The organism is Humibacillus xanthopallidus, assembly GCF_044793955.1.
GTDB classification, from domain to species: Bacteria; Actinomycetota; Actinomycetes; order Actinomycetales; family Dermatophilaceae; genus Humibacillus; species Humibacillus xanthopallidus_C.
Window position 1 is genome coordinate 945,992 of sequence record NZ_CP084995.1, and the last position, 16,523, is coordinate 962,514.

The 16,523-nt window shown below is 71.0% G+C and carries 13 protein-coding genes; 7 read left to right on the top strand and 6 right to left on the bottom strand.

Features of this window, described 5'->3' with window-relative positions:
* Nucleotides 1-81 precede the first annotated feature (81 nt).
* The 3 genes from LG278_RS04335 to LG278_RS04345 form a co-directional block, all read right to left on the bottom strand.
* Nucleotides 82-1,254 carry a glycosyltransferase family 4 protein gene (locus LG278_RS04335; RefSeq protein WP_404391292.1) on the bottom strand — a complete coding sequence of 391 codons (1,173 nt, stop codon included), beginning with the start codon at nucleotides 1,252-1,254 and terminating at the stop codon, nucleotides 82-84.
* Between the two features lie 78 nt (nucleotides 1,255-1,332).
* Complete coding sequence (locus tag LG278_RS04340) at nucleotides 1,333-2,370, bottom strand: NAD-dependent epimerase/dehydratase family protein (RefSeq protein ID WP_404391294.1); 1,038 nt, start codon at nucleotides 2,368-2,370, stop codon at nucleotides 1,333-1,335.
* 91 nt (nucleotides 2,371-2,461) lie between these two features.
* Nucleotides 2,462-3,283, bottom strand: coding sequence for a sugar transferase (locus LG278_RS04345; RefSeq protein WP_404391296.1), 822 nt, complete (start codon nucleotides 3,281-3,283; stop codon nucleotides 2,462-2,464).
* A 330-nt stretch (nucleotides 3,284-3,613) separates the two neighbouring features.
* On the opposite strand from LG278_RS04345, the gene LG278_RS04350 reads away from it, so the two are divergent.
* Together LG278_RS04350 and LG278_RS04355 are read left to right on the top strand one after the other, a co-directional pair.
* Nucleotides 3,614-4,753 (top strand): glycosyltransferase family 2 protein, encoded by a 1,140-nt coding sequence (locus LG278_RS04350; RefSeq protein ID WP_404391298.1) that lies wholly within the window; start codon nucleotides 3,614-3,616, stop codon nucleotides 4,751-4,753.
* A gap of 118 nt (nucleotides 4,754-4,871) precedes the next feature.
* Nucleotides 4,872-5,528 carry an Hcp family type VI secretion system effector gene (locus tag LG278_RS04355; RefSeq protein WP_404391300.1) on the top strand — a complete coding sequence of 219 codons (657 nt, stop codon included), beginning with the start codon at nucleotides 4,872-4,874 and terminating at the stop codon, nucleotides 5,526-5,528.
* 117 nt (nucleotides 5,529-5,645) lie between these two features.
* On the opposite strand, the gene acs is transcribed toward LG278_RS04355, so the two are convergent.
* Nucleotides 5,646-7,640 carry an acetate--CoA ligase gene (gene acs / locus LG278_RS04360; protein WP_404391301.1) on the bottom strand — a complete coding sequence of 665 codons (1,995 nt, stop codon included), beginning with the start codon at nucleotides 7,638-7,640 and terminating at the stop codon, nucleotides 5,646-5,648.
* A 317-nt stretch (nucleotides 7,641-7,957) separates the two neighbouring features.
* Between acs and LG278_RS04365 the strand changes: the two genes are divergently transcribed.
* Nucleotides 7,958-9,640, top strand: coding sequence for an alkaline phosphatase D family protein (locus LG278_RS04365; RefSeq protein ID WP_404391303.1), 1,683 nt, complete (start codon nucleotides 7,958-7,960; stop codon nucleotides 9,638-9,640).
* A gap of 38 nt (nucleotides 9,641-9,678) precedes the next feature.
* On the opposite strand, the gene trpS is transcribed toward LG278_RS04365, so the two are convergent.
* Entirely contained in the window at nucleotides 9,679-10,803 is a 1,125-nt protein-coding gene (trpS, locus tag LG278_RS04370) for a tryptophan--tRNA ligase (protein ID WP_404391305.1), read from the bottom strand.
* Between the two features lie 146 nt (nucleotides 10,804-10,949).
* A complete protein-coding gene (locus tag LG278_RS04375) occupies nucleotides 10,950-11,879 on the bottom strand; it encodes a hypothetical protein (RefSeq protein ID WP_404391307.1) in 930 nt (309 codons plus the stop codon).
* A gap of 51 nt (nucleotides 11,880-11,930) precedes the next feature.
* Between LG278_RS04375 and LG278_RS04380 the strand changes: the two genes are divergently transcribed.
* From LG278_RS04380 to LG278_RS04395, 4 genes are all read left to right on the top strand, one after another.
* The gene (locus LG278_RS04380) at nucleotides 11,931-12,815 is read left to right on the top strand and encodes a hypothetical protein (RefSeq protein ID WP_404391309.1); all 885 of its coding nucleotides are present in this window, start codon (nucleotides 11,931-11,933) and stop codon (nucleotides 12,813-12,815) included.
* A 710-nt stretch (nucleotides 12,816-13,525) separates the two neighbouring features.
* A complete protein-coding gene (locus LG278_RS04385; RefSeq protein WP_404391311.1) occupies nucleotides 13,526-14,365 on the top strand; it encodes a hypothetical protein in 840 nt (279 codons plus the stop codon).
* Nucleotides 14,362-15,660 (top strand): TadA family conjugal transfer-associated ATPase, encoded by a 1,299-nt coding sequence (locus LG278_RS04390; protein WP_404391313.1) that lies wholly within the window; start codon nucleotides 14,362-14,364, stop codon nucleotides 15,658-15,660. Before LG278_RS04385 ends, LG278_RS04390 begins: the two co-directional genes overlap by 4 nt.
* Nucleotides 15,653-16,519 (top strand): type II secretion system F family protein, encoded by an 867-nt coding sequence (locus LG278_RS04395; RefSeq protein WP_404391315.1) that lies wholly within the window; start codon nucleotides 15,653-15,655, stop codon nucleotides 16,517-16,519. The genes LG278_RS04390 and LG278_RS04395 overlap by 8 nt, the downstream gene beginning before the upstream one ends.
* Nucleotides 16,520-16,523: the final 4 nt, after the last annotated feature.

A 16,523-nucleotide genomic window follows, 5' to 3' on the forward strand; every position in this document is an offset into this window, starting at 1 on the left:
CGTCGACGTACGCGTGTGTTTGGGCGCCGCCCTTCGGCGCGGGAACCTGGAGGGATCGTCCTGGCTCCTGCTGGCCCTGTATCACCGGGCAACCTCCGCTCTGGGCGAGACCGCTTCGGCGCCGAGCCCATAGGAGTCGATGGTGGCAGTGAGCATCGACTCGAGACTGAGACGCCGCTGCTGGACGCGCGCCGCGCGCGTCACCATTCGATCGCGCCGATCCGGTTGCAGGGCAAGCGATGACAGTTCCCTCGCAAGGATCGCGGGGCCCGCGAGATCGCTCTGCACACCCCATGGCAACAGGGCGACCGCCCCACCCCCGAAAACGTCCGGGATGGCGCCAACCGCGGTGCTGACGACGGGTGTCCGGGAGGCTGCGGCCTCGAGCAGCACATAAGGAAGGCCCTCCGTCGTCGACGTGATGACCAAGGCGTCACACGCCACGAGCAGGTCAGCGACGTCGTCCCGATGGCCGAGGAACCGGACCAGGTCCGCAGGACCCGGCTGGCGCAGAGCCAGCTGCTCGAGCCGTTCTCGCTCTGGCCCGTCGCCGACCACGAGGAGGCGCGCGGTGGGTAGCGATCGATGCAGGAGCGCAACGGCGCGGATGGCCATGTCGAAGTTCTTCACCGGGACCATCCGACCCACGGCGGCGACGACGAACTCGTCGCTCCCGATCCCGAGCTCGCGCCGCACCTCGGCGCGGTCACGGGCGACGCCGGCGCCGTCGATGCCACTCCAGACCACCGCGACATCGTCAGCCGCGCCGAGCCCCTGAAGGTTTCGACGTACTGCGGGGGACACCGCCACCAGCTTCCATCTCGATCGAATGACACATCTCAACACGGCCTCGTGCCACGAGAAGCCCCACAGCCTTCCCTCCGAGTGGCCGTACTCGCTGTGCACCGTGGCGATTCGGGCACCTGTCGGTGCCCGACCACGATCAGCCAGCCTCACAGCGAGCTGTGACTGCGCGTTGTGCGCATCCACGATCCAGCCCGGGCGGGCGCGCATCACGCGTCCGAGCTCAGCGACGAGTCGCGGGTCCCACTTCCGCCGCGCCACCGCTTCCGCACGGACACCCGCGTGCTCGAGCGCGCTGGCGAGCGGGCTTCCCTCGAGACAGGCCACGCTCACCGGCACACCTCGATCCGCGAGCCCTCTCGCGGTGGCCACCACGCGCGTCTCGGCGCCGCCGGTGCGCCGCGCGAGGTCCACGAGGAGCACACCCGATGGCCGACCCGGCGCGGTCATCGGGTGTGTCGAGTCACGACCGGTTCGGTCGCGCTGTCGCGCGCTGCCTCGAAGTGAGCAGGACACGGTTCCTGCCTTTCAGTCGACCTCGACCGGCTCGCGCGACGCCGACCGAGTGAGGTGGGAAGTCGACCAGGACGCCCGGCCGGCCATGTGCGGTTCGGGCAGGTCGAGCTCCACACGCCGCCAGAGGACCTGCTGGAACAGCCCGTCGAAGAGGGCCGTTCGAGGGGCCCACCCGAGGAGCCGCCGCGCGACCTGGCTGTCCCCTCCGGTGCGGAGCACGTCTCCTGCCACGACGGGGGCGGTCTGCACCGGGAGGTCACCTCCCACGATCCTGCGCAGGTGACCCAGAACGTCCTGCATGGTGGCCGGCTCGCCGCCGCACACGTTGGCAACGAGGCCGAGCGGCAGGCCCGGCGTGCGGCCCGCGAGGATCACAGCGCGCACCACGTCGTCGACGTAGGTGAAGTCCCGAATGGCTCCGGGCGCTGCAAACAGCGTGAAGGTGCTGCCTGTCAGGGCCGCATCGACCATCTGCGCCATGGCCATCTCCGGTCGCTGCCGCGGGCCGTAGACGGTGAAGAAGCGGAGGGAGACCGTTGGCACTCCGTAGTTCTTCGAGTAGAGCACGGCAAGCTGCTCGCCGGCCAGCTTCGTGACGCCGTAAGGGCTGTAGGGGGAGGGGAGGTCGGACTCCCGGCACGGGTAACTCGCAGCATTGCCATAGACGGATGAGCTCGACGCGTAGACCACCCGAACGCGTCCGTGCGCGCGCGCTGCCTCGAGCACGCGCTGCGTCGCACACACGTTCTCGGTGACGTAATCGTCGAAACCTGTGGACCAACTGGTCCTCACGCCCGGCTGCCCGGCAAGGTGGAACACCACAGTGGCGTCTCCGTAAAGAGAGACCAGGTCAGCGGTGACCAGGTCTTCCTGCACGAGCGTGAAGCGCGGATTTGCCTGCAGCTCAGCGATGTTGCGTCGCTTCTGCTCCGGTGAGTAATAGGAGGTGAACTTGTCGATTCCGACGACGTCGACTTCCTGGGCCACCAGCGCACGGCAGAGCGCGCTGCCGATGAACCCGGCTGCACCGGTGACAACTGCCTTGATCATTGTGGTTCCTCCTGGCTGCGAGCGAGCGTGATGCCTGCGAAAAAGGACGGTGCGGGGGAGGGGGTGCGACCACGTCGCCGGGTGGCTGCCTTCAGGCCCCTTTGCGCAGCAGCAGCTCCGGAACGGTGCGAAGAAGGATCTCGGCGTCCAGGCGCCAACACGCCCGCTCGAGATACGCGAGGTCGAGGCGAACCCGCTCGTCGAAGGAGGGGTGGGCTCGGCCCGCGACCTGCCAAGCCCCGGTCAGACCCGACGGCCCGTCGAACCGGGCCAGCTGCCACGGCTCGTAGGCTTCCGGCCGAAGGCTCGTGGGGCGCGGTCCGACGAGAGACATGTCGCCCCGCAGAACGTTGAACAGCTGCGGCAGCTCGTCGAGACTCGTGCACCGAAGGAATCGACCCAGCCTCGTCACCCTGGGGTCAGGATCGACCTTGAAGTCCGGCCAGGTGCGCAGGTTGAGATGCTGCAGCTGCGCCTTGAGCTCGTCGGCGTTGGGCACCATCGTCCGGAACTTGTAGATCACGAACCGTCGCATGCCGCGTCCTGTCCGCTGTTGCTTGAAGAGGACGGGGTGGCCGGGGCTTCCTGCGGCGATGACGAGTGCGACCAAGCAGACGAGAGGGAGCCACAATGGGGCCATCACGAGCACGACGGCGACATCCGTTGCCCGCTTGATCCGTTCGTAGCGTTGCACCGCCCCTGCCTCGCGCGACGGGTATCTTGTCAGCCAGCTGCAGGCGAGGGGGCCCGTGGCCCCCACCGCTCGGACCGCCGTTGGGGGCGCGGACGATCCGAGGGTGGGGAGCGCGCCCCCGGGAGTGAGCAGAAGTCGAGGTGAGACACCCCGCGGAGCCCGGTGGCGACCCCGAGACGGTCGTCGTCCCGTCGTGAGTCTGAGCGGTGCGAGTGCCATGGTCCCTCCTCGGCTTCGTGTCGAGAGAAGGCTCGCCGCTGCCGCGACGGGGCGAATCCGATGGATGCAGGAGGTGGCGCTACGTCAAGTGACGTAGAAGCCTGGCGGTTGACCGCAATGTGTCGCCGTGGTCTGTCACCTTTGATGCTGGACCAGGCGAATTGTGCCGCGGGAGAAGGGATTCGGCCACGTTCACGTCGAACCGCGAGTAGGTTGCCCTCTGTGGGACTTCACCTGGATCGGCGCTCCAACCGCGAGGACAGCCGCCGGCACGGCGTCGGCCGGCCAGCTGGCGCCATAGCGTCCGTCTGCGCCTGGGTCGGGCTCGCTGTGACTGGCTACGCCTATGCCGGGTATCCCGCGCTCGTCGCGCTCGCCGCGCGTCGGCGCCCGGTCGAGTCCTACCCCGACCACCTCCCTGACGTCACGATCGTCGTGTCGGCGCTGGATGAGCAGGACGTCATCGGCGCACGACTGAACAACCTGAGGGCGCTTGACTATCCAGCCGACCGGCTCGAGGTCGTCGTCGTGACCGACGGCTCCTCGGATGACACGGCGAGGGTGGCGCAGGCACATGCGTGGCCCGGGGTTGTGGTCCTGCACGAGCCGGAGCGCCGAGGCAAGGCCGCCGCCATGGCACGCGCCGTCGACCACGCCCACCACTCCGTCATCGTCTTCTCGGACGCGAACAACCGCTATCCCCCGAACGGGATGCGTGAGCTCCTCAAGCCCCTGGCCGACCCGCACGTAGGCGCGGTGACCGGTGCCAAGGCCGTCGAGGGCGGCAGCGCGGCACTCACGGGCGGTGAGCGGGTCTACTGGGCGTACGAGTCCTTCATCAAGAGGCAGGAGTCGCGACTCGGCTGCTGCACCGCTGTCGTGGGGGAGATGCTGGCGGTGCGCCGAGCTCTGGTGCCGAACTTTCCGTCGGACCTCGTCAATGACGACTTCTTCATCGCGATGCAGGTGGCCCGCCAGGGCTATCGCGTGGCCTACGCGCCGAAGGCCGTGTCATGGGAGCCTACCTCGGCGTCCCTGGAGAGCGACGTCGTGCGACGGCGCAGGATGACGGCAGGCCGCTGGCAGTCGCTGTTTCGGTGGCGCGCGGTGCTTCCCGTCCGCGAGCCTTTGGTCATGTGGCAGGTGGCATCGCACAAGTACGTACGTTTGCTGTTGCCCTTCTCGATGGCGGCCGCCTTCGGGGCCAGTCTCGTTGCAGTGGCGGTGTCGGGGCAGCGCCGCCCTGTGCTTGCCGCCGTCCTCGTGGCCCAGGGTGCGTTCTACGGTCTGGCGGCCTTGGGAGACCATGTGCCGGAGGCTGCTGGGCCCGTGAGGACCGTCGCAGTGGGGGCCCGCTACCTGACCCGGACCAACTACGCGTCGGCGGAGGGACTTTTGGCCTACCTTCGGGGGCGCCGCTCCCTGCACCTGTGGGAACGCGTCCAACGGACCGCCAGCCCGGCGGGCTGACCGCGGGGGAGGTGCGATCCACGCGGTGATGGATTCGAAGAATCCGCTCACGGAACTCAAGGCACGTGGCTACCGTCGAAGGAGCCGCCTTTTCGCGGCGCCCGATGAAGGAGCCCGCATGAGCGACAGCACACCCACCTTCAATGCCACCCGCCGCAACCTGCTCAAAGGCGGGGCGCTCGGCCTCGGGACGCTCTCCGGAGGGCTCGCGCTCTCCGGGATGAGCGCCTCCCTGGCGGCCGCAGCCGACCCGCTGACCGGCGCCCCTACGGCAGCGCTCGCTACGGCCGGCGGGGCCGACTACTTCCTCAGCATCGACGGCATCCCCGGCGAGAGCGCCGACGAGGATCACCGAAACTGGATCGAGGTGCTCAGCTACTCCTGGGGTGCGTCCTCAGGCGCGACCGCCGCGCTGAGCGGGGGCGGCTCGGGCGCTGGCAGGGCCACGGTGACGGATCTCTTCGTGTCGAGCATGCTCAGCCAGGCCTCCCCGCAGCTCTTTCTCGCCGTCATGAACGGCAAGCACGCCACGACAGCAATTCTCGAGGGCGTGAGGAGCTCGGGCGAGGGGGATCGGGCCCCCTTCATGCGACTGTCCCTCGACGACGTGCTCGTGACGAGCTACCAGACCGGCGCCGCGGAGGAGACCCCCTTCGACGCATTCAGCCTCGCGTACGGCCGGATCAGCTACTCCTACTGGCGCCAGGATGCACGCGGCCAGATGGGACCCGAGCAGGTCGTCCGGTGGGACGTCAAGGCCAACAAGGCCTTCTGAGACAAGCACGTCCACCACGACGTATGCCGCCCACCCCCGATGCGGGAGTGGGCGGCATACGTCGTGGTGGCCTGCCCAGGCGCCGGCCGACGCGGGTGCCCGGGTCACGCCATGGGGTCAGTCCTTGGTCATGCCGGTCTTGATGAGCTCCATGACCGAGCTGTCGGCGAGGGTCGTCACGTCGCCGACCTCGCGGCCCTCGGCGACGTCGCGCAGCAGGCGCCGCATGATCTTGCCCGAGCGGGTCTTGGGCAGCTCGCCGACGATGAGGATCGACCGCGGCTTGGCGATCGGGCCGATCTCCTTGGCCACGTGGTTGCGCAGCTCCTGGACGAGGTCCTTGCCTTCACCGGGCTCGTCCGCCTCCTCGACGAACTCCTGGCGGAGGATGACGAAGGCGCAGACGGCCTGACCGGTGGTCTCGTCGTTGGCGCCGACGACCGCGGCCTCGGCGACCTTCGGGTGCGACACGAGGGCCGACTCGATCTCGGCGGTCGACAGGCGGTGGCCCGAGACGTTCATGACGTCGTCGACGCGGCCGAGGAGCCAGATGTTGCCGTCGGCGTCGTACTTCGCGCCGTCACCGGCGAAGTAGTACTTCTCGCCGAAGCGCGACCAGTAGGTCTCCTTGTAGCGCTCCGGGTCGCCCCAGATGCCGCGCAGCATCGCCGGCCACGGCTTCGTCAGCACGAGGTAGCCGACCTGCTCGGGCGTCGTGAACGGCTTGCCCTCGTCGTCGAGGATCTCGGCGCTGATGCCGGGGATCGGGCGCTGGGCCGAGCCGGGCTCCAGCGTCGTGACGCCGGGCAGGGGGCTGATCATGATGGCGCCGGTCTCGGTCTGCCACCACGTGTCGACGATCGGCGCGCGACCGCCGCCGATGTGCTTGTGATACCAGAGCCACGCCTCGGGGTTGATCGGCTCGCCGACGGAGCCGAGCAGGCGGACCGAGCTCATGTCGAACTTCGCCGGGATGTCGGCGCCCCACTTCATGAAGGTGCGCACGGCGGTGGGTGCCGTGTAGAGGATCGTGACCTTGTAGTCCTGGATGATCTCCCACCAGCGCCCTTGGTGCGGCGTGTCCGGGGTGCCTTCGTACATCACCTGCGTGATGCCGTTGGTGAGTGGCCCGTAGACGATGTAGGAGTGGCCGGTGACCCAGCCGATGTCGGCGGTGCACCAGTAGACGTCGGTGTCGCGGTGCACGTCGTGCACGACGGCGTTGGTGTAGGCCGCCTGCGTGAGGTAGCCACCGGTCGTGTGGAAGATGCCCTTCGGCTTACCGGTCGTGCCCGAGGTGTAGAGGATGAAGAGGGGGTGCTCGGCCTCGAAGGGCTGCGCCTCGTGGACCGGGGCGGCCTGCTCGAGGGCGTCGTGCCACCAGACGTCGCGGTCGTTCCACGCGGTGTCCTGACCGGTGCGCTTCACGACGAGCACGTGCTCGACGAGCGTGTCGCCGTGGTCGAGGGCTGCGTCGACGGCGGGCTTGAGCGCCGAGGGCGCGCCGCGCCGGTAGCCACCGTCGGCGGTGATGACGACCTTCGCCTTGGCGTCGTCGATGCGCGAGTGCAGCGCCTCGGCGGAGAAGCCGCCGAAGACGACGGAGTGGGGTGCGCCGAGCCGGGCGCACGCGAGCATCGCGACAGCGGCCTCGGGAATCATCGGCAGGTAGATCGCGACCGTGTCGCCCTTGGAGACTCCCAGGTCGGCCAGGGCGTTGGCGGCTCGCTGCACCTCCTGGTGGAGGTCGGAGTAGGTGATGTCGCGGGTGTCGCCCTCGGGCTCACCGACGAAGTGGATCGCCACCTTGTCGCCGCGGCCGGCCGCGACGTGGCGGTCGACGGCGTTGACGCACGCGTTGAGCTCGCCGTCGGCGAACCACTTGGCGAAGGGCGGGTTGCTCCAGTCGAGGGACTGGGTGAACGGGGTGCTCCACGTGAGGTAGGTCCGGGCCTGCTCCGCCCAGAAGCCCTCGTGGTCGGCGGCCGCCTGCTCGTAGAGGTCGGCCTTGCCGTTCGCCCGAGCGGCGAACTCAGGGGGCGGGGGGAAGGTCAGGCCCTCGTGGATGAGGTTGTCGAGCGTCTTCTCGCTCACGGTGTTCACCTTTCGCATCGACAGTGGTGCGCGGGGGTCGTGGTGGATCACGGGACATCTGGTGGATCAGGCTGGATCGTGGTCGGGCGCCCGGCGCGGCGTCGAGACACGCTCGGCGCCCCACGACGTCCAGGAGACCAACTCAAACGCAGGGTAGGTCGGCCTTCAAGGGTCGAGTGAGGCAGGTCTCTTCACTACCGGCCAGTAGCCTGCCGAACGGTCCGCCTCCGCCGACGAGCGGTCAGCCGGCCCTTCGCGTCCACGGCACCGACGCTTCACCGGGCCTTCGCCTGCCCGTCGGCCGCGACGGGCGCGAAACGGCAAATGTGGACGACATGGACATGACTCGTCGGCAGCCGACTCGCCGCACCCTCCTTCGCACCGGACTCGTCTCTGGCACGCTCGCCCTCGCCGGGGCAGGTGTCGTCATCGACAGCCGCCCGAGCGCGGCGGCCGTCACCCCGGCCGCCTACCCGTTCACCCTCGGCGTCGCGAGCGGTGACCCGTCGCCCGACGGCTTCGTCATCTGGACGCGTCTCGCGCTCGAGCCGCTGGCTGCCGACGGGCTCGGGGGTATGCCGTCCTCCACCTACCGGGTGAACTGGCAGGTCGCGACGGACGAGCTCTTCGCCGATGTCGTCAGGGCGGGCTCCGTTGCGGCAGAGTCCAGCTGGGCTCACTCCGTGCACGTCGAGGTTGCTGGGCTGCGCCCGGGGCGGGAGTATCACTACCGCTTCCGGCTCGGCCGCCACCTCTCCGAGCCGGGTCGTGCGGTGACCACGCCGAGCGCGTGGGAGACGCCCTCGGCCCTCACGATGGCGCTCGTGTCGTGCTCGAACTTCCCGGCGGGCTACTTCACGGCCTATCGCCGTCTTGCGGAGGAGCGGCCCGACGTCATCCTGCACCTGGGTGACTACCAGTACGAGGGCGGCGGCAACGGCGTCGGCCGCGCCCACGTCGGGCCGGAGACGACGACGCTCGCCGGCTACCGCCAGCGCTATGCGCAGTACAAGAGCGACCCGGACCTCCAGGCGGCACACGCGGCGGCGCCCTGGCTCGTCGTGTGGGACGACCACGAGGTCGACAACAACTACGCCGACGACATCGCCGACCGTGCCGTCGAGCGCCCCGGCTTCCTCGCCCGCAGGGCCGCCGCCTACCGCGCCTACTACGAGAACATGCCGCTCCGTCGCTCGTCGGCGCCGCGGGGACCCGACCTCGACCTCTACCGGCGCGTGCGGTGGGGCGGGCTGGCCACCTTCCACATGCTCGACACGCGGCAGTATCGCTCCGACCAGGCCTGCGGCGACGGCTACAAGGACTGCCCGGGTGCCGCCGACCCGGCGCGCTCGCTGCCGGGGCTGGAGCAGGAGCAGTGGCTCCTCGACGGCTTCCGCGCGTCGGAGGCCCGTTGGGACCTGCTCGGACAGCAGGTGTTCTTCGGTCAACGCGATAACAACCCGGCCGCGGCGACGACGGTCTCGATGGACGCCTGGGACGGCTATCCCGCCTCGCGTCGGCGGATTACGCAGGGCTGGGTCGACGCGGGCGTGCGCAACCCCGTCGTGCTCACGGGCGACGTGCATGCGCACTGGGCCTCGGACCTCTACCTCGACTACGCCGACCCCGTCGCACCGGTCGGGTCAGAGCTCGTCACGAGCTCGATCACTTCGGGTGGCAACGGCTACGACAGCCCCAACGGGCAGCACCCGTGGGCAGCGTGGAACCCCAACCTGCGCTTCTGGACCAACCTGCGCGGCTACGTGTCGACGACGATCACCCCCACGGAGCTGACGGCGCGCTACCGGTGTCTCCCCGTCGTGACGACGCCCGGCGCCGAGGCCTTCACACGGGCGGAGTTCGTGCTCGACGACGGTGTGCGCGGGCTGCGTCAGACGGTCGACAACCCGCTGCCGCCCGCCACGGCTCGTCGGTCCGGGCCGACTGCTTCGCCCGCGCCCACCGACGAGCAGATCGTCGCCGACACCATCCGCGAGGAGACCCACGGGGGTGAGTAGCCCGCACGGGCAGCTCGTTCCTCGATCGGGGCGGACCCTCAGTAGCTCATGCCCATGACGGCTCGCACCGTGGCGAGGGTCCGCTCGGCGATCTCGTTGGCTCGCGCGTTGCCCTCGCGCAGCACCTCCCTGACGTATGCCGGGTCGCGGGCGAGGTCTTGGCGGCGGGCTCGGTGCCCGGCGAGGGAGTCGTTGACCGCGTCGGTGACGAGCTGCTTGAGGGCCTGCGCGCCGCCGGCTCCGACCTCGGCTGCCAGCGACGACGGCGACCGGCCGAGGAAGAGCCCGGCGATCGTCAGGAGGTTGGCGACCTGCGGCCGCCGCTCCGGCTCGAAGGTGATGTGTCGCTCGGAGTCGGTGCGCGCCAGACGAATTCGCGCGGCGGTCTCGTCGGCCGTGTCGCGCAGGTTGATGACGTTGCCCTTGCTCTTCGCCATCTTCGTGCCGTCGGTCCCGAGCAGGAGGGGGACCTCGCCGAGCAGGGCCTCCGGCTCGGCAAACACACTGTGCCCGGCGGCATACCGGCTGTTGAAGCGACGCGCGATGGCACGGGTCTGCTCGAGGTGGGGGAGCTGGTCGCGACCCACCGGGACGATGCGGCTGTGGCAGAAGAGGATGTCGGCCGCCTGGTGCACGGGATAGGTGAGCAGCAGACCCGAGAGCGGGCGCTCGCCCGACAGCGACAGCTCGTCCTTCACCGTCGGGTTGCGCCGCAGCTCGGCATCGGTCACGAGGGAGAGGAAGGGCAGCATCAGCTGGCCCAGCGCGGGCACGGCGCTGTGCGTGAAGATCGTCGTGCGCGCGGGGTCGAGTCCGGCCGCGAGGTAGTCGAGCACGAGGCCCTGCACGTTGGCGCCGAGGTCGCCGACGGCGTCGCGATCCGTGATGACCTGGTAGTCGGCGATGACGACGAAGGTCTCGGCGCCTTTGTCCTGCAGTCGAACCCGATTGCGCAGGCTGGCGAGGTAGTGGCCGATGTGGAGCGGCCCGGTGGGGCGGTCGCCGGTCAGCATGCGAAACCGCGTGGGGTCGTTGGCCGCTCGCTCGTCGATGAGATCGTCGAGGATGCGACTGCGCTCGAGCGCTGCGGCATACGTCGCGCCCTCGGTGGGCGCGACACTCTCGGTGGTTGAGGCGTGGTCGGTGGTTGCCGTGGTGGTCATGGTGCTCTCCTGTCGGTGGTGCCCACAGGAGACCGACGTCCGCACATGCGAAGAGCCGCCCGTGGGCGGCTCTGGATGGTTCGTCGAGATGGCCGCCTCAGCTGGGCAGCCACCACGCGCGGGGCGGAGCAACGGACGAACTCATGTCACTCAGGATACGCACGGAGGACCCGCTCGGCGACCACCGTGAGCCATCGGCTCGGCTCACCCGGCCGGTCACTGGGAACGTAGGTCACGCCGGGGTAGGAGCGGTTGGCAGCCCAGCGACCGTCTGGCCGTCGCCGTCGCCGAATCAACGCGAGCGCCTCGTCCATGCGGGGGTCGCGCGGGACTCCCGCCGCGGCAAGTGAATCCAGCCCGCGCAGCACGTCGTAGTGCCAGCGAGCCGGGAAGTGCAGGCGAGTGAACTCGGGGCTGATCACCTGCCCGGTGCGCTCGCTGCGCAACATCCGGTGCCGGAGGAGGAACTCCGCCGATGACGCAGAGGAGTCCTCGAGCTCGGCCCTGCGATGATGCCCCCCCGCCCGGAGGTAGTCGGTGATGCCCTCCAGGACGCAGACGGTCGTGTGCATCGACGAGTGCGTGACGTGGGCACGGGGGCGGTTGCGGCAGCAGTTGAAGCCGCCGTCGACGACCCTCTCGGCCAGCAGGAAGTCGACGACGGACCGCACGTGCTCCTCGGAGGCACCGAACCAGCTCGCGTAGCCCAGCGACATCCCGTTGATGCACGCGTCGCTCGGCGTCGGTGGAGGGGATGGGTTGAGGCCACCGTCGGGACCCTTCTCGGTGGTGAGGATCAGCTCTACCGACTCGCGTGCCATGGGCTGCGAAGGCGTCAGGCCGATCTCCTTGAGGTGCAACAGCGTGTAGTGGCTGGACGTCCACTTCGGCTGGTAGAAGCCGCGACCCCAATGGCCGTTCGACGCGCGCGCCGCCAGGAGCGTCGCGCCCACACCCTCCGTGGCGATACGCCCCTGGAGCTCTGAGTCCTCTCGGCCCAGCAGGTCGCGCATTGCCAGGTAGGCCACAGCCACGTCACCGGCGAGCAGCCAGTCGATCACCTCGGAAGTGGCCACGGTCTCATGGTGGCAGGCGGGGAGGACTCGCCCCTCTTCTAGGCTGGCTCGGTGCCCGACGCCACGCCCAGCCAGTCCGCCCTGCTCCAGCAGCTCTCCGTGCTCGCCGACCTGCCCGGCGTGCGGGAGGTCGCCGACCGGGCCCGGGAGGCCGGCACACGACTGCGCTTCCACGAGGCGCTGCGCCGGCGGATCCCCGAGGCGGCCGCCGAGTCGCGCGTGCGCGGTGCGCGGGCGAGCGCCGCGCTCGAGGGTGCCGACCTGCCGGTCGAGCTCGTCCGCGAGCTGATGAGCGGCGCCCGCCCGTGGCCCGACGAGCTCGACCCGGGCGTCGCGACGCTCAAGGGAGCCGTGGCCGCGACCGCCGAGACGGAGCGCGTCGTCGGCCTCGTGCGCACCGCCCCGCTGCAGGCCCTCGCAACCCTGCACGTCGCCGCCGCGTCGCCCCTGGTCGGGGCCGGGAGCACGGAGACGCTCGGGCGTCCGCGGATCGGGGACGAGACGTGCCACGAGTTCGTCGACCTCGGGCCAGCGCCGTCGCCGGCCGTCGTCTCGAGCCGGCTCGCCGCGCTGTCCGAGCTCATCCTCGCGGGTGCCTCGGCCGCGAATCGCATTCCAGCAGCGGTGATCTCGTCGATCGTGCACGCGGAGATCGTGTCCATCCGGCCCTTCGTGCACGGCAACGGCCTCGTCGCCCGGGCGATGGAGCGGGCCCTCGTCCAGGCGCTCGGGCTCGACCCGACCGGGGTGGCGGTGCCCGAAGCCGGCCACGGCGGGAACGGTGGGCCGGCCTACCTCGGCGCCCTCACGGCATACGGCACCGGGACGGCGTCAGGGGTGGGCCTCTGGCTGACCCAGGCGGGGGAGGCGCTCGTGGGCGGGGTCGCCGAGGGGGAGCGGATCAGCGACGCCGTGCGCGCCGGGAAGCTCGGCTGAGCCGGGCGGGCTGTCCACCATGGTGGACACTTTCTGACGCTGCTGCACCCTTGGGGTCTGTCGCCACGCCGAGGACGTGCTGTAGAACGGGACCAGGAGCCACATCGCCGAGAGGCGTAGGGACGGATCCGAGCAAGGCAGAAGTCCCGAGAGGGCACCGAGTACCCACGCGAGAGCAGTTCACTTGGAACAGTCCACCCCCGGGCACCAACCCGGGGCCACACATCGAGAATGCACGCTTGGTAGCTCGATCCCTCTCTTGGAGGCCCGCCGGACATCGTCTGACGGGCCTCCACCTCGTCCGGCCGGCCCTGTGCGCCGCACACGCGTGAAGGCGCGACCGATGTGGCCGGCCACACCTGACAATCCCTGTCAAATCGGCAACCGCAGGACATGTCGGTTTGCATTCAGGCATCGAGGGGTCAAGGATTGAAAGAGCGCTCCCCCTCGGGGTCGAGCGCCGCGCGAACTGGCACCTCCCCCCGGCGCCAGGCTCGTGAGGTGGCCTCCGTCTCCCCCCCTGACGGAGGCCACCGCTCGTTCTGCTGACGGTTGGCCGAGGGTCGGCGCGGGCTCGGGCGTGCGCGCCGTCGGGCGCGGGCGGGCGCACCGGCGGGGGCCGTCCACACCTCCCTGCGCGTCCGGCGGGGTTGTCCACCGACGCCGGTATGCCGCTGGGCGCGGGCGTGCTGCCGGGCGACGGTGGGTGCATGGGAAACGTCATCGCCTTCGTGCCGGCCTCGGGTGGGACCGGCGCCACCACGCTCGCTGCGACCGTGGCCGTGCGGGCCGCGGCTGCCGGTCGCACGGCGGTGGTCCTCGACCTCGACCGCCTCGCCGGTCGCCTCGACGTCGTGCTCGGCGTCGAGCAGCTGGGTGGCTGGCGATGGCCCGATCTGGCCGACGTGGCCGGTGTCGTGGACGGGCGTCAGCTGCTGGGTCAGCTGCCGTCCGCGAGGGGTGCGGCGGCGCTCTGCTTCGGCGCGGTGGGCGCGGCGGCAGGTGGGGCGGTGGGCGCGGCGGCAGGTGGGGCGGCAGCGAATCAGTCGGACTCCCGCCTGGACGAGGTCGACGACTGGCTCGAGCAGGCGTGCGACGTCGTGGCTGGGCTCCGCGCAGCCGCCGACGTGGTCGTGCTCGACTGCCCGCGCGACGAGCGAGTGCTGGCGGCGCTGGCCGACCAGGTCGACGTGGTGGTGCTGACCGTCGGCACCGGCGTGGCGCAGGTGGCGGCCGCGGCCGTTGCGGTGCCGTTGGCTCGGCAGCTGCTCGACGGCGTGCGCCTCAGGCCCGGTGCCCTGAGCTCCGGCCCGAGCGTGCCGCCGCTCGAGCCGTGGGTGGTGCTGCGAGGGCAACGGGTCGACGAGCAGCTCCAGGACCTGCTCATGGACCACCTCGACGTGCCTGTCGTCGGGGCGATCGGTGACGACCGGCAGGTGCTCTCCGACCTGGCGGCGGGGCGGCCACCCGGCGCCGGTGGACGCGGGCCCGTCGTCGACCTGGCCGACCGGCTGCTCCTGCGGCTCGTCCTGCAGCCGGACGCGGCATGAGCCTCAGCCCAGCCGTCTGGCAGCGCGTGCGCGACGGTGTCGGTCCCGACGTCGGCGCCGTGTCGGCCGTGGCGCGCGAGGAGGTCGGGGCGCTCGGGTCGCGCCGCGTCGACGACTCGACCCGGTTGATGGCCTCTCGCATCCTCGGGGCCGGCGTGCTCGACCCCTTCCTCGCCGAGCCCCACGTGACCGACGTGGCCGTCAACGGCGACGGCCGGGTCTGGATCGATCGCGGCAACGGCATGGAGTCGACCGGCAACCAGCTGAGCGCTGACGACGCGCGGATGCTGGCCGTGCGGCTGGCCGGGTCCGCGGGTCGACGCCTCGACGAGGCCAGTCCGTGGGTCGACGGGCAGCTGCCGTCCGGGGCGCGGCTGCACGCGATCCTGCCCCCGCTCGTCGCCGGCGGGGCACACATCACGATCCGCGTGCCGCCACGCGAGCAGACGTCGCTGGCCGTGCTGGGGGAGCGAGGCATGTTCCCTCCGACCTGGCTGGCGGTCCTGCAGGCGATCGTGCGTCAACGGCTGGCCTTCCTCGTCTCGGGAGGCACCGGAGCGGGCAAGACGACCCTGCTGGCCGCGCTCCTCGGGTGCGCCGATCCGGGTGACCGCCTGCTCCTCGTCGAGGACGTGCGCGAGCTCGCTGTGGACCACCCTCACGTGGTGCGCCTCGAGGCCCGGCCGGCCAACGTCGAGGGGGCCGGCGAGATCACCCTGACCACGCTCGTGCGGCAGTCGCTGCGCATGCGCCCCGACCGCATCGTGGTCGGAGAGGTGCGCGGCGCCGAGGTGCGCGAGCTGCTCGCCGCCCTCAAAACCGGCCACGAGGGCGGGTGCGGCACGATCCACGCCAACGCCCCCGCCGACGTCATGGCGCGGCTGGAGGCGCTGGGTGCTCTGGCCGGGCTGGGTCCTGAGGCCGTCCGGGCGCAGGCGGCCGCAGCGATCGATCTCGTGCTGCACGTGGTGCGTGACGGTCCAGCCCGCCGGCTCAGCTCGATCGCCGCGGTGCTGCGGCGACCCGGCGGGCCCGTCGTGGTGCCAGCGCTCGACTGGTCCGGTGGCGTCGCTGCCCCTGTGACTGGCCCGGCCTGGCCGACGCTGATGGCGCGCCTGGGGTTGCTCGACCACCCGGAGCTCACCGACCCGGCTGACCCGGCCGACCTGGCGGGCATGGCGGGCCTGGCGGGCCTGGCCGACCTGGCCGACCTGGCGGGCATGGCGGGCATGGCGGGCCTGGCGGACCTGGCGGACCTGCAGGGCCTCGCCGATGGCGGGGACGGCGATGGCTGAGACCTTGGGCCAGGCGCTCTCGTCGGTCGCCACCGCCGCAGGTGCGCGGGGTCTGCTCGTCGGCCTGCTGGTCGCCACTGCAGTGCTCTCCTGGCCGCGTCGGGTCAGCCCCGAGAGTGCTGTGCTCGCGGGGTCGACGATCTCGTCCGGCGACAGCGCCGGTGACGCAGCAGGTGACGGCAGGCGGTTCGATGACTCGGCAGGGCGGGCGATCTGGCACGAGGACCCGGTCGTGCTCTATCGGCGGTGGCGGCTCCGTCGTGACCGTGAGCACCTGCTCGACGGCGTGCTCGTCCTGCTCGACTCGATGGCTCCCGCCCTCGCCATGGGACTTCCGCCGTCGCGCGCACTGGCGCTCGCCTCCGAGGCCGGCGCGGGTGATCCGCTTCTGAGCGAGCCGGCTCCAGGTCGCCGGCGTGGCGTCTCGGAGCTCGATCGTCTGACCGGCTCCCTCACGGCAGCGGCCGACCGAGGGGGCGCTCTTGCCGGTGTGTGGGTCGAGTGGGCGCGGTTGACCCGGTCACCCGAGATCTCCTTCGTGGCATCAGCCTGGGCCCTGTCCGAGCAGCACGGGGCACCGCTCGCCGTCGCTGTGGAGCGGGCCGCCGCAGGTCTGCGAGAGGCCCGGGCGCGGCAGCGCAAGGTGCGGGTGGCAGTGGCGGGTCCGCGGGCCACCGTCACGGTGCTGACCGTCCTGCCGCTCACGGGGCCAGCCTTCGGGCTCGCCTGCGGCATCGACCCCGCCACCCTCTACCTCGGCTCACCCCTGGCCGCGGTCAGCGCCGCCCTCGGGGTGGCCCTCATCGGGATCGGACGGCTGTGGTGCCGCCGCATGATTCGACGGGCGGTGGCGTCGTGAGCGG

What these genes read in the sequence shown, in the direction of transcription:
- LG278_RS04335 (WP_404391292.1), bottom strand. Translation starts at nt 1,254, where the DNA reads ATGACCGCGCCGGGTCGGCCATCGGGTGTGCTCCTCGTGGACCTCGCG.
- LG278_RS04340 (WP_404391294.1), bottom strand. Translation starts at nt 2,370, where the DNA reads ATGATCAAGGCAGTTGTCACCGGTGCAGCCGGGTTCATCGGCAGCGCG.
- LG278_RS04345 (WP_404391296.1), bottom strand. Translation starts at nt 3,283, where the DNA reads ATGGCACTCGCACCGCTCAGACTCACGACGGGACGACGACCGTCTCGG.
- LG278_RS04355 (WP_404391300.1), top strand. Translation starts at nt 4,872, where the DNA reads ATGAGCGACAGCACACCCACCTTCAATGCCACCCGCCGCAACCTGCTC.
- acs (WP_404391301.1), bottom strand. Translation starts at nt 7,640, where the DNA reads ATGCGAAAGGTGAACACCGTGAGCGAGAAGACGCTCGACAACCTCATC.
- LG278_RS04365 (WP_404391303.1), top strand. Translation starts at nt 7,958, where the DNA reads ATGGACATGACTCGTCGGCAGCCGACTCGCCGCACCCTCCTTCGCACC.
- trpS (WP_404391305.1), bottom strand. Translation starts at nt 10,803, where the DNA reads ATGACCACCACGGCAACCACCGACCACGCCTCAACCACCGAGAGTGTC.
- LG278_RS04385 (WP_404391311.1), top strand. Translation starts at nt 13,526, where the DNA reads ATGGGAAACGTCATCGCCTTCGTGCCGGCCTCGGGTGGGACCGGCGCC.
- LG278_RS04390 (WP_404391313.1), top strand. Translation starts at nt 14,362, where the DNA reads ATGAGCCTCAGCCCAGCCGTCTGGCAGCGCGTGCGCGACGGTGTCGGT.
- LG278_RS04395 (WP_404391315.1), top strand. Translation starts at nt 15,653, where the DNA reads ATGGCTGAGACCTTGGGCCAGGCGCTCTCGTCGGTCGCCACCGCCGCA.